Below are 17,055 nucleotides of genomic sequence, written 5' to 3' on the forward strand. Positions count from 1 at the left end.
CTAGTTTGACGGCTAAACCTACTGCACATATCGGCCCGACGCCTTCAAGCTTCATCAACTTCTGGCAAACATTGTTCGACTTTACCGTGGCTTCAAGCTGCTTTTCTAAGGCTTCGGTATGTTCAATATGGGCAAGGAGGTGTTCCCATAATTGGTGTAACATTTCCCTAAAACTACCAGGTAACCGGTTATCTCCATCTTCGAGAATATAAGGTATTTTCTCTCTCAAGCTTTTAAGGCCTTTTGGAGCGACGATACCAAACTCGGCTAATAGCCCTCTAATTTGATTACTTTGTGCAATTTGATGGGACGTTGCTAATTGGCGGGCTCGCTCTAAGGATTGCAGTGCCTGTTCATCGGCCGATTGAACACGGACACTAGGGATATGGGCTTGAGTAGCTGCAACAGCTATTGCCAATGCATCATTCCTATCCGTTTTCTGCTTGATTTGGAAAGCCTTAACAGCTCGGGCATTGATGACTTTTACTTCATGCCCGAGCTCAGCAGCATACCTTGCCCAATAATGGGAGCTACTGCAGGCTTCCATTGCGACTAAAGCTACTCTCTCGTTAGCAAGCAACTCCTTGAGCTTTGCCCGGGTCATTTCCCGATTGAAGAATACTTTGCCTTGCGGGCTTCGCTTGCAAACTTGGAAAACATTCTTTGCTAAGTCGATGGCCAATGTATTAAGGTCGTTCATGTATGGACTCCTTTTGGCTAATCTTTCGTCGGATTAAGACCGTAACTCCTCAGGGAGAGGGAGTCCATACATCTAGGAAAAGCGGGAAGAGCGAAAAGCAAGAGCTTGACATCGATTAGCTGAGAGAAAAGCTTTTGCAGGTCCCAGGTCCCAGGTCCCAGGTCCCAGGTCCCAGGTCCCAGGTCCGCTTTTTCTCATTCTCAAGACCTATCTCAAACTACCTTCCGGCTGTTCTATCCCCAACTATACTTACAAACATATCAATAAACACACATTGCGCTTTGGGGATAGTAATGATGAAGTTTTCATTGGCTGCAATCTTAATATCGGGCTTAATCAGCTTCTCTACTTTCGCGGCAGATACTGCATCGAACTCTTCACAGGTCAGCCAATCGACCTCTACCGCCTCGCAACCTGGCACGCAGCAGGCTCAGGCTTCAGCACAAACGGCAACTCAGGAAACGGGTAAGGCTGCGGGTATCGATACCGCGTTTGCAGCCTCGGCGGGCGGCATAACAGCAACCGTTCTGGCAGTAGGTGCTGCAGCAGTGGTTATTGGTGTTGCCCTGTCTGATTCCGGCGGCGGTGACGATCCTGCTCCACCAGTAACAGCGCAAGCTGAATGAATATTTTTATCTGGGTAATTTAGAACGGTTATTGAAAGATATTACGTAAAAAAGGCTTGGCCTGAATGTCGTCCAAGCCAAGCCTTCTCTAGGATCTAGGATCTAGGATCTAGGATCTAGGATCTAGGATCTAGGATCTCTAAATCTTCCTCCCCTTTACCAACTTCCTTACCCACATCCGCCCCGGATGAAGGGCTTCCAGCACACTATTAGGTAACGGCAGTGGATCGCCGCAAATTTGTGAGGCCAGTAGTTCACCAAGCAAAGGGGCTGAGCTTAGGCCGCGAGAGCCCAAACCAATCATTGAATACAGGTTGTGGTAGACCGGTACACTCTCTGCGCTATCTTGCTGGTTTTTTAAGTCCGCATACTGTTCAAGTAGTTGATCGTATTGGCACACATCGCCCACAAAAGGCAGGTGGTCGCGACTGGCACAGCGTACGCCTACACGTGCTTGCTCGCCTGACATATCAATATCTTGTGGCCAACTTGCTTCAGGTAGGCAATCAACCAGGCGCTGCTTGTTGTCTGCATGTTCTTCCGGGCTGAAGGCTAAGTCGATACTGCCTCGGCGGTAGCTAGCACCGATACAGTGGCTCTCGCCGCTGGCATTGACAGGTGTTAGGTATCCGTCATAGCAAAGTACTGTTTTTAATGGGTTCAGCGATGGGTTAGTCGGGATATGACTTACCTGTCCGCGTACCGAGTAGGCAGGGATGTCTTGCGTCTGAGTGAATTCTGCAAAGCGGTGCCCGTTAGCCACAATCACCGTCTGGTGCTGGTAGCTTTGACCTTGTTGGTCTGTTAGTTCCCAGCATTGATCATTTTGCTGGCCAGGTTGCTGGTTTAGCTGCTGGATATCGACTTGCGTTTTGAGTTCAAGGAACCCTAGCTCTTGCGCTTGCTCAATCAAGACTCGGGTAAGCTCTTGCGGGCATAGCCAACCGCCAAGTGGGTAGTTAACGCTGCTATGGCCTGAAGCTACACCGGTTACTTGCTCGGTTTGTTCAACGTCCAGTTGGCGAATAAGCTGTTCCGGGAAGCCGCCGGTCATCATCTTTCCTAGCTTGCTGGTTGAGTTATCATCCCAAGCCAACTGGGTCACACCACACCACTCATGGCTGAATGCTTTGTGCTTGGCCGCTTGTTCGACAAACTGGCGAGCATACAAAAATGCCGGGGCAAAGAAGCGGGATAGGGCATCGTTTGAGCCATTGAGCAGCGGATAAACTGCCCCCTGACGGTTACCTGATGCGCCTTCTGCCGGTAGCTCATCGGCACAGTACAGCGTGGTTTTGATACCACGGCGTGCCAGAGCAAGTGCTGTTGTCGCCGAGCCGACACCGCCACCGATAATCGCAATGCTGTTATCTTCGTGACCATTGCCAAGGTTGGCGGATTTGCGGTTGTACCATGGTTTGACGTTGCCGCTGTATTTGCGCTCGGTGACACTGCCGGCCAGCATTTCACGTTTGGTACCAAAGCCTTTGACTTTCTTCATGTCAAAGCCCGCTTCAATCAGGCCGCGGCGAACAAAGCCTGCCGCAGTGAAGGTTGCAGTGCTACAACCAACTCGGGCCAGTTTTGCCATGCCGTTGAACAGATTTTGGTTCCACATCTCTGGGTTCTTGCTTGGGGCAAAACCGTCGAGGAACCAGGCATCAACGATACCGTCATTATTCGTCCATACTTGTGGCATACAGTCTTTGATATCGCCAAACCACAGGTCCAGAGTGATCATGCCATCTTCCAGCACAATGCGGTGACAGTCGGCGACAGCTGGTGGGTAGTGGGTATGGAGTTGGCTAGCTAAGTCGGCCAGTTCAGGCCAAGACTCGTGAGCTTTGATCAGATCGTCCTTGGTAACCGGAAACTTCTCGAAACTGATGAAATGCAGCTCTTTGGTGGTGGCATCCGGGTTAGCTTCGCGGAATGCTTTGAACCATTGCCATACCGCTAGGAAGTTGAGGCCGGTTCCGAAACCGGTCTCTGCCACCACAAAGCGGCGGCGGTCGAAGGTTTCCCAACGTGTCGGTAAGCCATTTTGGTGGAGAAACACATAGCGGGTTTCTTCCAGGCCATTGGCATTTGAAAAGTAGACATCGTCAAAGTCATTGGAAACAGGGGTACCTGATTCGTTCCAGTCCAAGACGGCATTTTCGATTTTTATCGATGGTGTTTTGCTTACGGACGGTTGGGCTTTATAAGACAAAAGGAGAAGCCTCATAGTTGGTGTAACGGGTTTAATTGTGGGCGATTGTACCTGATCAACAGGAAAGCTGACCACTTTTGACAGATAAACCCGTTATTATCGTCAACGTTATACCCAAGTCACCTCAGGTTGTTGATTGTTTTGACTGAGGTTATTTGGGTATAAATGACAGTAGGAATTCATCATGAAACGAGCCGTAATTACAGGCATGGGTATTGTCTCCAGTATTGGTAACAACGTTAAAGAAGTACTGGAGTCTTTGAAAACGGGTAAGTCCGGTATCAACTTCTCTGAACAATTTGCAGAAATGAAGCTGCGTAGTAATGTTTGGGGCGATTTGAAAATGACCCCTTCAGAGCATATCGACCGTAAGAAAATGCGTTTCATGGGCGATGCCGCCGCTTTTGCTTACTTGTCAATGGAACAAGCGATTGAAGACGCTGGCCTGACTGAAGATCAGGTATCTAACGACCGTACAGGCCTTGTAGCGGGCTCTGGTGGTGCGTCTTCTTACAACCAGGTTGCAGCAGTAGATATTCTGCGTGAGAAAGGTGTTAAGCGCGTAGGTCCATACATGGTACCTCGTACTATGTCTTCAACAGTGTCTGCATGTTTGGCTACGCCATTCAAGATCCGTGGTGTGAACTACACCATGAGTTCAGCATGTGCGACTTCTGCACACTGTATCGGTCATGCTCTTGAACTGATCCAGCTTGGCAAACAAGATGTTGTATTCGCTGGTGGTGGTGAAGAGCTTGATTGGTCGCTGACCATGATGTTTGATGCCATGGGCGCACTATCAACTAAGTACAATGACGACCCATCAAAAGCCTCTCGTACTTATGATGCAGATCGTGACGGTTTCGTGATCTCTGGTGGCGGCGGTATGTTGGTTATCGAAGAACTAGAGCACGCTTTGGCACGTGGCGCGAAAATCTACGGCGAGATCGTCGGCTACGGCGCGACATCAGACGGTTACGACATGGTAGCCCCATCAGGCGAAGGCGCTGTACGTTGTATGAAGATGGCGATGCAGGATGTTGACAGCATCGACTACATCAACACCCACGGTACGTCTACACCGGTTGGTGATGTGAAAGAGCTAGGTGCAATCCAAGAGCTATTTGGTGACAACAGCCCTGCGATTTCTGCAACCAAAGCTATGACCGGTCACGCACTGGGCGCTGCAGGTGTACACGAAGCGATCTACTCAACGTTGATGCTAGACAACAGCTTCATCGCACCGAGCATCAACATTGATAACTTGGATGCAGCAGCAGAAGGCCTAGACATCGTCACTGAAAAACGTGACCAAGAGTTGAAGACAGTAATGTCAAACAGCTTCGGCTTCGGCGGCACCAACGCGACGCTAGTTATTAAGAAATACGAAGGGTAAAACCTAGATCCTAGAAAAAGTAGATCCTAGTTCCTAGGGGCATAACGAAATTGTTTGGTTGTGAATATCTAGGAACAATGAACCAGTACCTAGGATCTGAAGTTAACCGACTTTTGTCATTTTCCAGGGGGTGGCACTGACTAAGAGATTCAGTTAGAAAGCCTTTTTGCGGAGACTGCGCTAGCTGTTTTGCCCTTGAGTCAGTGCCTAAAAAACAGACGCGACATTGGCTGTTTGCATAGTATTTTCTTTTGCGGGAGCTGTCTATGATCCCAGCCGGTGTTTTTATTCCTGGACGTTCGCCCAGCAGAGATTCTGCTGGGCTTTTTTATGGGTGAAAAACAGAGACGAGAAGCTAGATCCTAGTTCCTAGAAGGAGCGGAACCAGAAAAGTTGGAATAGTTGAGCCCAGAACTTGCACATTTATCAAATACTCATTTAGGAAAGAGGACACAGCTTTAGTTTTAGTATTCTTCCAATTACTGGTTTTTTGCTTTTGCTCTAGGAACTAGGAGCTAGCATCTAGGAACTGACTTATAAGCTCTTACATCTTGACACTACCTCTACATCCAATAGCATCACCCATATACCAATAACCTTCGAAGGACGCTTTATGAAAATCCTCATTGACGAGAACATGCCTTATGCCGAGGCGCTTTTTAGCCAGTTGGGCGAGGTGATCAGCAAGCCGGGCAGGACGATGACCGCTGAGGATTTGCTCGATGTCGATGCATTAATGATTCGCTCGGTAACTAAGGTTAACGCAGACTTATTGACTAAAGCCAATAAGTTAAAATTTGTGGGTACCGCAACCGCTGGTCAGGATCATGTCGATGAAACACTACTGGCTGAAAAAGGCATCACTTTTACTGCCGCACCAGGCTGTAACAAGGTCGGGGTGGCAGAATATGTACTGAGTAGCCTGATGGTGCTGGGGCAACAACAAGGTTTCTCGGTATTCGACAAAAAGGTGGGGATCATCGGCGCCGGTAATGTCGGTAGCTATCTTGCCCAATGTTTGGATGCGCTGGGTATTCCGTATTTGCTTAACGATCCGATTAAAGAGCAGCAAGGCGATAGCCGTTCATTCCACACCCTAGAAGAAATCCGCTCCCAATGTGATGTGATCACTATGCATACGCCAATTACCAAAAGCGGTGAGCACCCAACTCATCATTTGGTTGATGATGCATTTATTAGTGATTTGCAGCCGGGGGCAATCCTGATCAATGCCGCCCGTGGCCCTGTCGTTGATAACCAAGCGCTGAAGCGTGCCTTGAAGCAGAGCCTATCAGGGGAAGGAAAGAAACTAACGGCGGTGCTGGATGTTTTTGAACACGAGCCGCAAGTTGACTTGGAACTGCTGCCATTATTGGCTTTTGCGACCCCGCATGTAGCGGGCTATGGCTTGGAAGGTAAGGCACGCGGCACGACCATGGTGTACAACAGTTTCTGCCAATTCCTTGGCCTAGACAAAGCAGTAAGTGCTTCAAGCCTGCTCCCGGTTGCGCCCGTGCCGCAGGTTACACTCAGTTGTCTGTGGGACGAGCCTACCTTATTTACATTGACCCAGCTGATCTACGATGTTCGCCGTGATGATGGTTTATTCCGCCGTGAAATGGGCCAAACTGAAGAAGGCAGCCCAGAAATGGCCTCGGCTTTTGACCGGATGCGTAAAAATTACTGGGATCGCCGTGAATATAGCGCGATTACAGTAGCGGGCGAGGCCCATTTTGGGGTAGAGTCGCTGGCTAAATTAGGTTTTACAGTAGAGGAAAGGCCATGAGCCAGGAATTTGATATTGCAGTACTCGGTGCGACCGGCGCTGTCGGCGAAACCATTGTAGAAGTTCTTGAGGAACGCAATTTTCCTGTTCGCAATCTCTATTTACTTGCTTCTGAACGCAGTGCAGGCAAAACCCTGCGTTTCAAGGGTAAGTCTGTACGTGTGACCAATGTTGAAGATTTCGACTGGGGCCAGGTTCAGCTTGCTATTTTCTCTGCCGGTGCAGAAGCGTCTGAACGCTGGGCTCCGACTGCAGCCGATTACGGTGTTGTTGTTATCGATAACACATCACGCTTCCGCTACGACTACGATGTGCCGTTGGTGATCCCTGAGGTGAACCCGCATGCGCTGGCGGAATACCGTAACCGTAACATTATTGCTAACCCTAACTGCTCGACAATCCAGATGCTGGTGGCATTGAAGCCTATCCATGAAGCATACGGTATTGAGCGTATCAACGTAGCGACCTACCAGTCGGTATCGGGCACCGGCAAGAAAGGTGTTGATGAGCTTGCTGGCCAAACGGCCAAGCTATTGAACGGCCTGCCTGCGGAAACCAATGTTTACGACAAGCAAATCGCCTTTAACTGCCTACCGCACATCGATCAGTTCATGGATAACGGTTACACCAAAGAAGAAATGAAGATGGTGTGGGAAACCCAGAAGATTTTGGGTGACGACAACATCCGTGTGAACCCAACTTGTGTCCGTGTGCCTGTTTTCTACGGTCATGCTGAAGCGGTACATGTTGAAACTTGCCAACCGGTACATGTTGAAGAAGCTATCAGCCTACTGGAAAACGCTGAAGGCATTGAAGTCTTCCACGGCAATGATTACCCGACCCAAGTCAGTGACGCGACAGGTAAAGACCACGTCATGGTTGCGCGTATCCGCGAAGACATCAGCCATCCTTGTGGCCTGAACATGTGGGTTGTTGCAGACAACGTCCGCAAGGGCGCAGCAACTAACAGCGTACAGATCGCCGAGAAGCTGATAGAAGAGTATCTTTAAATTAGATCCTAGTAAGAGCGAGTTCCTAGATCCTAGTCAGAACAGGATTTTGACTAATTGAATGGTTCAAGAACACTCTCCTCTAGGATCTAGGATCTAGGATCTATAAAAACCAGCGCCTTGCTTCTTAAAGCAGGGCGCTTTTTTATTGTCTAACACCTGACGGTGATTTTGCTGCTGTTGTATTTTCAACGTGCTGAATCTACTATCGTTCTGAGTAGGTCAACAATAGTGCGACTTTGCTCCCGAAGTCGTAATTGATTGGCTTGGTCACGCTCAAGATTATTGTGCATAGGCCGAAGTTAAATATTCTTGTATCATACGACGCTTGTATGTGTGCACATGATGTGCCCTATTCATTCGTAGCTATTTTTCCTGCCAAAGAGGATGACAGGCAGTGTCTGACCTTTCGACGATGATAAAACGCTTTTTTCTGCCGGTAATTTTTTCCACCGCTGTAATTTCTTCTTCGGCCCATGCCAATACCATTCGTATTACCGGGCCTAACCAAGGTGTACAGCCTGCCGCTTCCTCATTGACGGAGAGTACCGCCGCGCCGGGGCAACCGTCTGCCAATGCATTCCGCTATGGCCCGACGACGAACGCTGAAACCTTGTGGTCTATTGCAACGCGCTATCGGCCGAATAATCAGGTCTCTATTTACCAGGTGATTGGCGCTATCTTCCGCCAGAACCCGCAGGCATTTGAGAATAGTAATATTCACGGCTTGATCCCAGGCAGCATGCTGGCTATCCCAACTGAATCACAAATGCGCCGAGAGAGCATTGATGTTGTTAAGCAGCGCCTAGAAGCGGATCAAGGTTCACCAGCACGCAGTCAGACTCGAACGGCTAATTCACCCAAGCCAGCAGCTCAAACTGCCCAGCCTGTTGCCAGAGCGCCTGAACCAAAACCGACGCCAGCACCTAAAGCAGTAGAAGCTGCCCAAGAGGCCAAGGTTCAAGAGCCAACAGTAGTTGCAACACCACAGGAAAAACCACAGCCTGTGGTAGAAACAGAGGTTAAGACCGCTGAGAAAACACCGGCAGCCGAAGCGCCAGAAGCACTAGCAGCGACCGAGGCTCTGATCCCGCCAAAGCCGACTATCCTTCAGGCTCAGTTGGATGCCTCTGATGAGCAGATGACCAAATTGCTCGAGAGCAACCATTTATTGCGTGTTCGCCTGGCAGAGATGCAGCATGAAGTCTCTGCATTGAAGCAGCAATTGAGCGATGACGAAGTACTTCGCGAGCAAATCAAAGGCTTTATCGACCAGCAGCGTGCGCTGCAGACACAAGCAGTCGAGCCAGAGCCAACCCTATTTGACCGGATGATTGCCAACTCGTTGATGTTGGCTGTGTTGGCTTTGATCCCTGGTGCCTTGATTGCAGGTGCATTGGTTTACTTCCTGCTTGGTCGCAAGCGTGAAGCGGAAGATGAGGTGAAGTCACTGGATGCACCGCAGGCGCAAGATGAAGCCGCGATGATGCCACCGCCGCCACCTGTGCCGACTGACGACGAAGAGGTTCCTAGCCTATCTCTGGGCGATGATGATGAACTGGATGATCTGTTCGGTGATGACGACTCATTGTTTGATGATCCTGAAAGTAGCTTGTTTAGCCAGGATTCGCAGCTGGAATCGAAACGCGACGGCGATGACAACGGCTTTGAGTTGGGTAGTAACCTTGGTGCCAGCAGCATCTCAGTCAATAGCGATGATGAAGCTATCGGCCTTGAAGATATGGAGCGGGCACTGGATGAAATGGACAAAAAGCCAGAGCCGAATTCAGATGAAGAGCTGGCGGCAATGTGGGAGCAGTCGCTGCAGGCCGATGAGGACGATGAAGATAGCTTTGATTTGTCTTATGACGGCGACGAACTCGATCTCGATGCACCTTTGGATCCATCAGCTAAGGATGATCAGATAGTTGATCAGGCTATGCTGGATGATTTGTTCGCTTCAGCCGCTGATGATGTATTGGACGAACAACCTCTGGATGAGCCGTTAGCAGAAAGCCAAGCTTTGGAAAGTCAAGGTTTTGATGACCAAGCACCGCAGCCAGAACAGATGGTCGACCAAGATGAGTTGGATGCGCTGTTTGATAGTGTGGGTGGTGATGACAATGCTTTTGCACCCGAAGCGAAGCAAGAAACGGCTGAGCAAGCTGCGGTCGACCAAGCGTTAGCCGATATAGACATGATGGCATCGCCTGGCAGTGATGAGGATTTTGCCTCCATATTTGATGAGGCAGTTGAAAGTGCTGCGGCCCAGACACCAGATGACTCAACGGCACTACTTGATGAGCTGCTAGATGACGAAGATAGCCTGACATCTGATATTGAGCTGGAAGAAGACAGTACGGCGTTGCTTGATGAGTTGTTAGATGAGCCTGAAGCTGACAGTTTGTTAGCAAGCCAAGATATTGAGATCGATGAAAACAGTACTGAGCTACTGGACGAATTGCTGGCTGACACTGATGACGCTCTTGAGGGCATTGAGCCAGAAGCTGCAGTATCACTCGACGATATCACTATTGAAGAGAACAGTACTGAGTTGCTCGATGATATCCTAGAGCAACACTCCCCAGTAGACACTGCTGAGAACTCTCCCGTTGAAGAGGCTGGTTCTATTGATGAGCTTCTTGCGGATCATGGAGCGGAAAGTGTTCCTCAGCAAGAAAACAGCCTACATGGTTTAACTCAAGAGCAATCGGGTTTAGATCAAGAGCAGGTTATCGCTGAACAAAGTCAGCCATCATCACAGGCAGAGACCGCTGATGTTGATGTACTGCTTGAGAGTCAGGTTGAGCCTGAACCTCAGCCAGAAATTGATGAAATCGAGCAACTTCTTGATTCAGCTGCGTTTGATACACCTGATTCTGACGGTTTGAACGACAGTGCCGAAATTGAAGCGATCGGCCAGACCGTTGAACAGTTACTGGAAAGCCTTGGTGATGAGGAACTGGATGGGGCAGCAGAGCAAAATGCTCATGAGGAAGCGATTGATGCCCAAGATACTGCCGACCTTCAAGAGCTCATCTTAGACGAACCCGCTTTTGATTTTGCGCCGGAAGAGCAAGCATCTGAGCCTGAGCTGACAAATCCTGAGCCGCAAAACGCGGGACAGCCTGTCACTGAATTAGCAGAGCCTGATGCCGAAGAGTTTCCTGTCTTCGATGAGGAAACACTGCTCGCAGAGCTTGAAATGGAACCTGAGCTTGATGGTGAGCACCGCCAGGCGGAGGCTGAGCCAACTCAGGAAAATGATGATAGTGCGCCCCTGACACTGGATGACTTGCCTGAGTTTGATGAAGAAGCGGCATTTAACGATCCCGAGATTGAGCAGCAGGCAGAGCAAGAGCAAGTACTGACTGATGATGATGAGCAGGTCATGCTCGATAACATTGTTCGCCAGTTACAGCAGGCGGCAGAGGCTGCTGAGAAGCCACAAGTCCAGCCGGAAATGGCGGCAGACTTAACGCCAGAGCTTCAACCTCAGGTACAAGAGGCTGTTGCCGAGCAACCAGCGAGCCCTTACTCGTTGCATGGACGACCGGATATTGAGTTTGAAACGCTAGATCCGGCAAGCCTGCCAGAGTTCAGTGAAGATGATGCCTTGCAGGCCTCATTTGATGAGCAGCATGAGCTTGAACAATATGAGATGGAGCAGGGCAGCAAGGCGCAAGCCGCTGTGTCAGAAAGAATCGACTCACAGCCTGTTAGTCCTGAACCAGTACAGCAACCTGCGCCTGTGAACAATAGTGTTCCTTCGCCAGAAGACCAGATGAGTGACGAGTTTGTTGATTCGGCGGGACTGGATATGGATGCCTTGCTCAGTGATCCCGAGCTCCAGGCGGACTGGGAGCGCGAACAACTGGTGGGGCACTCAGAAAGCGCTGTTGGCGATGCTTCTGCAGAAGAAGCATTCTCTGAAAAAGCATGGCCTGAAGAAGAGCAAGAGATCTGGTCAGCGAACAACCCGGAACCAGAGTTAGAGGGCGAAGACTGGGGACAGCAACCAGAGATGAATCTCGAAGATGTCCCTGCCTTTGACGAAGACAACCTTCTCGATGAAGATAGTGCTGTTTCAGAAGTGTCTTCGGAATCTATTGATGATGTCGAGGCTAACGAGCTTTCTCTTGCATTAGATGAAGAAGCTGCCAGCGAACTTTTAGAAGAGCCTAGCGTAGAAGCGCAACCTGCAACACCGACTGCGCAAGAGTCGTACATCAGTATTGATGAACTGATGAAGGATCTCGATGGGGAACCGCTTGATAGTGAGTTGGATGAAGCCCCACTCAACCTAGATGTCGGTTTGGATGAGTTCCCAGATGTATTGGCTGATATTGGCAGCATGGATATTGATAGCCAGGGCGAATTTGCTAGCAAACTGGACTTGGCCAAAGCCTACCTGGAAATGAACGACAGCGAAGGTGCCCGCGGCCTGCTGGAACAAGTCGCCCAAGGCGGCGATGACCAACTCAAGCAAGAAGCGGGAAGTTTGTTGGAGAAAACAAGAAAGTAGAGCGGATCCTACAACCTAGATCCTGGTAAGAGCAAAGGCTAAGAACTTGAACAGCAGTTGATACAGCTACCTAGGTTCTAGAGTCTAGGAACTAGCACCCAGGATCTAGGATCTCCCCTCCCCAAAAAAAGCGGAAGCACATGCTTCCGCTTTTTTTGTTATACTCCCACCCTTATTTTGAAAATCGGCCATTGGCCGCCAGCAAGACGAAGAATATTATGCGAATAGCTTTAGGTATTGAGTACGATGGTGCGAAATACTACGGTTGGCAACGCCAGCGTGACGTAGACAGTGTCCAGGAACGTTTGGAAAAGGCGCTGAGCAAGATTGCCAACAAGCCCATTGAAGTGCAGTGTGCGGGAAGGACCGACGCTGGGGTTCATGGTACCGGGCAGGTCGTCCACTTTGATGTCGATGTTGACCGTAAAATGGTTGCCTGGAGCATGGGTGTAAATGCCCACTTACCTAAAGATATCGCCGTTCGCTGGGCCAAGAGAGTGGACGATGAGTTCCATGCCCGTTTTACCGCAACGGCACGCCGTTACCGCTATATCATCTACAATCATGCATACCGCCCTGCCATTTTGGCCAAAGGGGTGAGCCATTATCATGGTGAGTTGGATGAAAAAGCGATGCATGAAGCAGGGCAGTACCTGCTGGGTGAGAATGACTTCACATCCTTCCGTGCTGTGTATTGTCAATCCCGTAGCCCTTGGCGTAACCTAATGCATTTGAACGTATCGCGTCAGGGTAATTTCGTGATCATTGATATCAAGGCCAATGCCTTTGTCCATCATATGGTCCGCAATATTACAGGCAGCCTGATAAAAGTCGGCCGAGGCGAAGAAAAGCCAGAGTGGATCCAGTGGTTGCTGGAGCAAAAAGACCGTACGTTGGCAGGTGCGACGGCAAAAGCCGAAGGCCTGTACTTGGTAGAAGTGGATTACCCACAGGAACACGAACTGCCTAAAGTGCCGGTGGGACCATTGTTCTTGCCGGATTAATCTGTCAGGTAAGAGTAAGATTTCTCTCGGGCTAACTCGTAGTACCAGTTTTTTATCTACAGTTAGGCGAGTTTGTGCTTTAATTCCACCTCGGTAAATTAACGAATTTGTAATTCTCTGCTGCAAAGACTTGTGCTAAGACCCTAAGGGCAGGGAAATAAAAAGATAAAAGGTCATTCATGAGCTGGCTGGAAAAGATCCTTACAAAAAGCAACATTGTTTCTTCTCGCAAAGCGTCTATCCCAGAAGGGGTGTGGACCAAATGTACTTCTTGCGAACAAGTGCTTTATCACGCCGATCTAGAACGTAACTTGGAAGTTTGCCCGAAGTGTGACCACCACATGCGGATGAAGGCACGTCGTCGCTTGGAAACCTTCCTAGATGAAGAAGGGCAGGTTGAAATTGCTGCAGAGCTTGAACCGAAAGATAAGCTGAAGTTCCGTGATTCCAAGAAATACAAAGATCGCCTATCGTCAGCACAGAAAGCGAGTGGCGAGAAAGATGCATTGGTCGTGAAGAAAGGGACCTTGCTGGGCCAGCCATTGGTTGCCTGTGCGTTTGAGTTCTCTTTCATGGGCGGCTCAATGGGTTCTGTTGTCGGTGCCAAGTTCGTTCAGGCTGTCGATGAAGCGATTGCCAACAACTGTGCTTTAGTTTGCTTCTCTGCCAGTGGTGGTGCCCGTATGCAGGAAGCGCTAATGTCGCTGATGCAAATGGCAAAAACCAGTGCAGCCCTTGAACGCATGTCTGACAAGGGACTGCCGTTTATCTCAGTCCTGACAGACCCGACAATGGGTGGTGTATCGGCAAGTTTGGCGATGCTGGGTGATATCAACATCGGTGAGCCAAAAGCGCTTATCGGTTTTGCAGGCCAGCGTGTTATCGAGCAAACCGTACGCGAGAAGCTACCAGAAGGCTTCCAGCGCAGTGAGTTCCTGCTTGAGCACGGTGCGATTGATATGATTGTCGACCGCCGTGAAATGCGCCAGCGCATCGGTGGTTTGGTGGCCAAGCTGACTCAGGTTGACTCTCCAATGGTTGTGCCTGTTGAGAAGCCAGCAAAAGCGGTTGAAGAGAAAACTGAAGAGCAGAACGAGCAGGCTGAAGAGTAAGCTTGTATTGCTTGAAAAGTTAATGGGAAACGGGGCTTAGGCCCCGTTTTGTTTTTTGTAAAAGTCCCCTCAGTATCAATAATCAAGACATTGCTGTTTGGTCTCGCTGCGTTCAGTGGTAAATTAAGGCTCATATTGTTATAACGAAATGAAATATGATGTCCGGATTGACAGCACCTCAAGCAGATTCCCCTTTGGCCTCTTGGCTGACTTACCTTGAACACCTCCATACCAGTGCTATTGACCTAGGGCTTGACCGAGTACAAGCCGTAGCCCAGAAGGCGGAGCTAACCAAACCAGCACCGTGCGTGATCACTGTTGCGGGTACCAACGGCAAAGGTTCAACCTGTGCCATGATGGAAGCGATTTTGCTTAAAGCCGGCTACCGTGTCGGGGTGTATAGTTCTCCTCACTTGGTGCGTTATAACGAGCGTGTTCGCATCAACGGCATCGAATTGGCTGATGCCGCACATAGCGAAGCCTTTGCCGTAATTGAGCAACAGCGCGGTGATATCAGCTTGAGCTTGTTTGAGTTCGGTACCTTGGCTGCACTTCAGCTATTCAAGTCGCGTCAGGTTGATGTCGTTTTATTGGAAGTAGGGCTGGGTGGCCGTTTGGATGCGACCAATATTGTTGACCATGATGTGTCGGTGATCACTAGCCTTGCGGTTGACCACGTTGACTGGCTGGGTGATGACATCAATGTTATCGGCTATGAGAAGGCGGGGATTTTCCGCAGCGGTAAACCAGCTGTATGCGGCCAGCCAAACCCGCCTGCGACGGTACCAGCCCATGCGGATGATATCGGTGCCAAGCTATACCAGGTTGGTTACCAGTTCGAGTACAGTGTCGAGGCTGATCATTGGCGCTGGCAGAGCGGGGCATTTACCCTCGAGCAATTGCCGCTGCCTTCGCTACCCCTACCTAATGCTGCGACAGCGCTGATGGCATTGGCCGTTGCCGAGCTTAATATCACCGATGAAAACGTGATTGAGGGACTGGCAGATGCCAGCTTGCCGGGACGGATGCAGAAAGTCTCGGAACAACCGCTGGTGATCATGGATGTCGCTCACAACCCGCATTCTGCGCAGTATTTTGCTAAGCAGCTTACGGGCATGAAACAGAAACTCGGCAAGAAAAAGCTTCATGCTGTGGTGGCAATGCTTCATGACAAAGATATTGCTGCTACCATTGCTGAGATGACGGAAGTGGTTGATTGTTGGTACCCAGCTTCGCTAACAGGCCCTCGTGCCGCGAGCGCCGAGGAGATCTTGACCCACCTTCCTTCAGGAACCGAGACATACCAGACGCCAGAAGCCGCTTATGACAAAGCGCTGACACAGGCTGCAGCTGACGATATGGTAATTGTATTTGGCTCCTTTTACACTGTGGGGCAGGTAACCAGTCACATTGAAGCAAAGAATCAGGAGTAACTGTGGCAAGTAAATTTCAGAGCCGGTTGGTCGGTACGATCATTTTGGTGGCGATTGGGGTGATTTTCCTTCCCGATTTGTTCGATGGCAAAAAGCAGCATTACCAGGAGCAATTTGCCAGTATACCGCTGCAGCCTGAAACCACCGATGAAATCGAATATGAAACGATCCCTGCTCCGGAGTTTGCAGAGGTGGATTTACCCCCTGAGCCGGTAACGGTTGTTGTCGATGAACCGCAGCAAGAAACGGCAGCGGTTGAAGTCACAGCTGAAGCCATCGAGGCGGCCAACCAACCACTCAAGGTTGAGCCACAGCCTGTGACCGAGCCAAAATTGGATAACCAAGATAGCGCTTGGGTGGTTCAATTGGGGGTTTTCCGCAATTTTGATAACGCCAACCAGCTGGTTGAGCGTCTTCGTAAAGCGGGTTATCAAGCTCATGTTTTTCCAAAACAGCCACAACAAGGCGATTTGGCCAGGGTTGTTGTCGGCCCAGATGTGTCGAAGCAAAAGCTGTCGGGTGACATCAAAAAATTGGAAGAATTGACCGGATTAAAGGGCCGATTGGTCAGATTTAATCCACTTAATCCTTAGGTAAACGTTTGCGTTCTCATTTTTTCTGTTAGAATACGCACCAACAATACGAATACAACAAATGATGATCTGGATTGATTACGTAATTTTAGGCGTAATTGGCTTCTCGGCTCTGGTGAGTTTGATCCGAGGTTTTGTCAAGGAAGCGCTCTCGTTAGTGATTTGGTTTGCAGCTTTTTTCGTCGCAAGCAATTTTTATAATCAGCTTGCCGCTTACTTCACTAATATTCAGGATGAGATGCTTCGAAATGGCAGTGCGATCGCTGCCTTGTTCGTTGCTACGCTGATTGTCGGCGCAGTAGTGAACTATGTTATAGGACAACTAGTACAGAAAACCGGCCTGTCGGGTACAGACCGGGTACTGGGAATTGTGTTCGGTGGGGTACGTGGCGTTTTGATTGTCGCCGCAGTACTATTCTTCATGGACGCCTTCACAGGCTTTGCGGATGCGGACTGGTGGCAGCAGTCACAGTTGATCCCTCAGTTTGGCGTGGTGATTGAATGGTTCTTCACGTACCTCAAAGACACATCAAGCTTTTTGCCGGGCGCGCTATAGCGAACGGCGTTGGATGAAACCCAAGGTAACTTGGGGTATCAGGTTCAGTTTTAATCTACTGATACCTAATGGAAAAGCTATCAGCGGGTATTTGGCTAAGCC

At 49.7% G+C, this 17,055-nt stretch carries 12 protein-coding genes; 10 read left to right on the plus strand and 2 right to left on the minus strand.

Annotated features, from left to right (window positions below; genetic code table 11):
• Positions 1–700: IS110 family RNA-guided transposase (locus C9J01_RS15720; RefSeq protein ID WP_107299094.1), on the minus strand; the 700-nt coding region annotated here is incomplete at its 3' end.
• Positions 701–993: 293 nt separating this feature from the next.
• On the opposite strand from C9J01_RS15720, the gene C9J01_RS15725 reads away from it, so the two are divergent.
• Entirely contained in the window at positions 994–1,326 is a 333-nt protein-coding gene (locus C9J01_RS15725) for a hypothetical protein (RefSeq protein WP_237156985.1), read from the plus strand.
• A gap of 139 nt (positions 1,327–1,465) precedes the next feature.
• Here C9J01_RS15725 and mnmC read toward each other — a convergent pair whose 3' ends face one another.
• Positions 1,466–3,538, minus strand: coding sequence for a bifunctional tRNA (5-methylaminomethyl-2-thiouridine)(34)-methyltransferase MnmC2/FAD-dependent 5-carboxymethylaminomethyl-2-thiouridine(34) oxidoreductase MnmC1 (gene mnmC / locus C9J01_RS15730; RefSeq protein WP_237156986.1), 2,073 nt, complete (start codon positions 3,536–3,538; stop codon positions 1,466–1,468).
• A 184-nt stretch (positions 3,539–3,722) separates the two neighbouring features.
• Here mnmC and fabB point away from each other — a divergent pair, with 184 nt between their 5' ends.
• The 9 genes from fabB (at position 3,723) to cvpA (ending at position 16,953) form a co-directional block, all read left to right on the plus strand.
• A complete protein-coding gene (gene fabB / locus C9J01_RS15735) occupies positions 3,723–4,934 on the plus strand; it encodes a beta-ketoacyl-ACP synthase I (protein WP_107299096.1) in 1,212 nt (403 codons plus the stop codon).
• 613 nt (positions 4,935–5,547) lie between these two features.
• A complete protein-coding gene (locus C9J01_RS15740) occupies positions 5,548–6,720 on the plus strand; it encodes a 4-phosphoerythronate dehydrogenase (RefSeq protein WP_107299097.1) in 1,173 nt (390 codons plus the stop codon).
• Positions 6,717–7,730 carry an aspartate-semialdehyde dehydrogenase gene (locus C9J01_RS15745; RefSeq protein WP_107299098.1) on the plus strand — a complete coding sequence of 338 codons (1,014 nt, stop codon included), beginning with the start codon at positions 6,717–6,719 and terminating at the stop codon, positions 7,728–7,730. The genes C9J01_RS15740 and C9J01_RS15745 overlap by 4 nt, the downstream gene beginning before the upstream one ends.
• A 397-nt stretch (positions 7,731–8,127) precedes the next feature.
• Positions 8,128–12,255: a FimV/HubP family polar landmark protein gene (locus C9J01_RS15750; RefSeq protein ID WP_146157086.1), complete on the plus strand. Its 4,128-nt coding sequence runs from the start codon at positions 8,128–8,130 to the stop codon at positions 12,253–12,255.
• A 218-nt stretch (positions 12,256–12,473) separates the two neighbouring features.
• The gene (truA, locus tag C9J01_RS15755; RefSeq protein ID WP_107299222.1) at positions 12,474–13,259 is read left to right on the plus strand and encodes a tRNA pseudouridine(38-40) synthase TruA; all 786 of its coding nucleotides are present in this window, start codon (positions 12,474–12,476) and stop codon (positions 13,257–13,259) included.
• 179 nt (positions 13,260–13,438) lie between these two features.
• A complete protein-coding gene (gene accD, locus C9J01_RS15760; RefSeq protein ID WP_107299100.1) occupies positions 13,439–14,371 on the plus strand; it encodes an acetyl-CoA carboxylase, carboxyltransferase subunit beta in 933 nt (310 codons plus the stop codon).
• Positions 14,372–14,529: 158 nt separating this feature from the next.
• Positions 14,530–15,804: a bifunctional tetrahydrofolate synthase/dihydrofolate synthase gene (folC, locus tag C9J01_RS15765; protein WP_107299101.1), complete on the plus strand. Its 1,275-nt coding sequence runs from the start codon at positions 14,530–14,532 to the stop codon at positions 15,802–15,804.
• Positions 15,805–15,806: 2 nt separating this feature from the next.
• Positions 15,807–16,397, plus strand: coding sequence for an SPOR domain-containing protein (locus tag C9J01_RS15770; RefSeq protein WP_107299102.1), 591 nt, complete (start codon positions 15,807–15,809; stop codon positions 16,395–16,397).
• A gap of 64 nt (positions 16,398–16,461) precedes the next feature.
• Positions 16,462–16,953 (plus strand): colicin V production protein, encoded by a 492-nt coding sequence (gene cvpA, locus C9J01_RS15775; RefSeq protein WP_107299223.1) that lies wholly within the window; start codon positions 16,462–16,464, stop codon positions 16,951–16,953.
• Positions 16,954–17,055 lie beyond the last annotated feature (102 nt).

The sequence above is a fragment of the Photobacterium rosenbergii genome (assembly GCF_003026455.1).
GTDB classification, from domain to species: domain Bacteria; phylum Pseudomonadota; class Gammaproteobacteria; order Enterobacterales; family Vibrionaceae; genus Photobacterium; species Photobacterium rosenbergii.

Bases quoted from the DNA above. Each gene is read 5' to 3' on its own strand.
- C9J01_RS15725 (WP_237156985.1), top strand. From the start codon at position 994: ATGATGAAGTTTTCATTGGCTGCAATCTTAATATCGGGCTTAATCAGC.
- fabB (WP_107299096.1), top strand. From the start codon at position 3,723: ATGAAACGAGCCGTAATTACAGGCATGGGTATTGTCTCCAGTATTGGT.
- C9J01_RS15740 (WP_107299097.1), top strand. From the start codon at position 5,548: ATGAAAATCCTCATTGACGAGAACATGCCTTATGCCGAGGCGCTTTTT.
- C9J01_RS15745 (WP_107299098.1), top strand. From the start codon at position 6,717: ATGAGCCAGGAATTTGATATTGCAGTACTCGGTGCGACCGGCGCTGTC.
- truA (WP_107299222.1), top strand. From the start codon at position 12,474: ATGCGAATAGCTTTAGGTATTGAGTACGATGGTGCGAAATACTACGGT.
- accD (WP_107299100.1), top strand. From the start codon at position 13,439: ATGAGCTGGCTGGAAAAGATCCTTACAAAAAGCAACATTGTTTCTTCT.
- folC (WP_107299101.1), top strand. From the start codon at position 14,530: ATGTCCGGATTGACAGCACCTCAAGCAGATTCCCCTTTGGCCTCTTGG.
- cvpA (WP_107299223.1), top strand. From the start codon at position 16,462: ATGATCTGGATTGATTACGTAATTTTAGGCGTAATTGGCTTCTCGGCT.